Raw genomic sequence first — 255 nt, 5'->3', positions numbered from 1 at the left:
CACCTGAAAATGCGCTCGGGCCTCACCACCTCGCAGGTGATGGAGCGCGTGGTGTATGCCGCGATCATCGACGGGCGCTGGCGCAAGCACCTCAAACGCCTGCGCCAGCGTTTGGCCGAGGCGCACCAGGAAGTGGGCCGGCACTTGCATCGGCTGGGTTTCGAGTTGTTCACCGAGTCGGACGAAGGGATGTACATCTGGACCCGGCATCCGGCGATTCCGGATAGCGCGGCGTTGCTGGACGATGCGCTGGAG

General features: G+C 64.7%; 1 protein-coding gene. It reads left to right on the top strand.

Annotated elements, in window-relative coordinates:
- Window positions 1-255, top strand: a 255-nt coding sequence (locus SB765_RS31565; RefSeq protein ID WP_410932747.1) for an aminotransferase class I/II-fold pyridoxal phosphate-dependent enzyme, incomplete at both ends; no start/stop codon positions are given.

The sequence above is a fragment of the Pseudomonas sp. SIMBA_067 genome (genome assembly GCF_046534675.1).
Classification (GTDB): domain Bacteria; phylum Pseudomonadota; class Gammaproteobacteria; order Pseudomonadales; family Pseudomonadaceae; genus Aquipseudomonas; species Aquipseudomonas putida.
This window is presented reverse-complemented; position numbering and strand designations above follow the sequence as displayed.